This window comes from Streptomyces sp. URMC 127 (assembly GCF_051386535.1).
In the GTDB taxonomy this organism is placed as follows: domain Bacteria; phylum Actinomycetota; class Actinomycetes; order Streptomycetales; family Streptomycetaceae; genus Streptomyces.
On record NZ_JBPQTW010000436.1, the window covers coordinates 1 to 1,477 of the forward strand.

The following is a 1,477-nucleotide window of genomic DNA, read 5'->3' on the forward strand; positions in this document are numbered from 1 at the left end:
TGTGTATAAGAGACAGGGGCTGCGCGGGGGCGCGTGGTGGGGTCGCGGGCGCTCGGCCTTTCCGGTTCGGTGTGCCGGTTCGGGTCGGTGTGTGCCGTTGTGTGACCGGCCGTGGTTTGGCTGGTTTTCGCCTGGCTTTTGGCCGGTTCGTATTGCTCCGGTCAGCGGTGTCCGGTCAGGAGCGGCGTAAACGGGGAAGGGCGGGTCAGCGGCGCCCTGTGCCCGCCGACAGTCGTGAGGGCCGGGTTCCGCTGACGAGCGTGCCGATGGCGTGGTCGATGTCCGAGCCGAGGTACCAGTCGCCGGTGTGGTCGAGGCTGTAGACGCGGCCGTGGGCGTCGATGGCGAGCAGCGCCTGTCCGTCCGCTTCCTGCCCGAGCGGGCACACGTCGGCTCCCAGGGCGCGCCCGAGGTCGGCGACGGTGCGCGCGAGGTGGAGGCCGTGCAGGGGGTCGATGTGGAAGGGCGTCGGGGCGATGTGCCGCCCGGGCCCGGTTCCGGCGATGTGCAGGCCGCCGAATTCCGCCCAGGCTTCGACGGCGGCGGGGAAGACGACGTGCCGGTGGCCGGCGGGGGAGGAGTGGGCGCGCAGGGCGTCGGCCCAGTTCTCGGCGGCTTTGATGTCCCAGCGCCCGGGCTGCCACCCGGCTTCGCGCAGGGCGGTGTCCACGGCGGCGGGGAACCGGGTGGCCGCGGTGCGGTCGAAGGCGCGCATGGGGTCAGCCCTTGTTCTTGAGTGCGGCGGCGCTCTTGAGCGCGGTGGTCCTGGTGGGTGCGGCGGGGTCGACGCTCCGTACGCCGAAGTGCGCCAGCAGTGCGGTGCAGGAGCGGCAGGGCGGGGCGTAGGAGCCGTGCCGCGGGTCGCCGTCCTCGCGGATGTGCCGGGCGGTGAGCTTGGCGTGTTTGAGGGCGCGCCGGGCTTCGCCGTGGGTGAGGGGTTTGCGGGCGGCACGTTTGCTGCGGGCGTTTTCGTGGGCGGTGAGGAAGCGGGTGAGGAGGAGGGCTTCGGAGCACCGTCCGGTGAAGCGTTCGCGCCGGTCGCTGGTGAGGGTGTCGAGGAAGTCCTGGACGAGGGGGTGGAGTGCGGGTGGCACGTCGCCTTTGCCTGCGGTGCAGGTCAGGGTCTCGCCGCGGACGGAGAGGGCGGCGGCGACGGCGGGCAGGATGCCGTCGCGGCGGTGGAGCAGGGCGGGGGGCCGGTCGGCGTCCTCGGTGCTCCAGGTGAGCCGGGGGTCGCCGGAGGCCGTCGTGCCGTGGTCGTCGGCCGGCGGTCGGTCCTGAGTCGTGTGCATGGTGGTTCTTCCCTCCCTGCAATCCCCCTGTTGCGGAGATCAGCCTGCCAAACGGGACGGCGGGTGTGGAAGTCAGGTCGGGGTTGGCGGGGCGTCGTGTGATGTTCAGGTGTCGGATGGTCGGACCGGTGGGGGTGCGGTTGCTTCGCCGGGGCGGTGCTCACGGGGCGTGACGGGTGCCTGCG

At 72.6% G+C, this 1,477-nt stretch carries 2 protein-coding genes; both read right to left on the reverse strand.

Features of this window, described 5'->3' with window-relative positions:
- Positions 1–205 precede the first annotated feature (205 nt).
- Positions 206–715: an SUKH-3 domain-containing protein gene (locus tag ACSNOH_RS34740; RefSeq protein ID WP_436725435.1), complete on the reverse strand. Its 510-nt coding sequence runs from the start codon at positions 713–715 to the stop codon at positions 206–208.
- 4 nt (positions 716–719) lie between these two features.
- Positions 720–1,292, reverse strand: a complete 573-nt coding sequence (locus ACSNOH_RS34745; RefSeq protein WP_436725436.1) for a YwqJ-related putative deaminase — start codon at positions 1,290–1,292, stop codon at positions 720–722.
- Positions 1,293–1,477: the final 185 nt, after the last annotated feature.

Excerpts from the sequence above, each read along its gene's own strand:
- ACSNOH_RS34745 (WP_436725436.1), bottom strand. The coding sequence starts at position 1,292 with ATGCACACGACTCAGGACCGACCGCCGGCCGACGACCACGGCACGACG.
- ACSNOH_RS34740 (WP_436725435.1), bottom strand. The coding sequence starts at position 715 with ATGCGCGCCTTCGACCGCACCGCGGCCACCCGGTTCCCCGCCGCCGTG.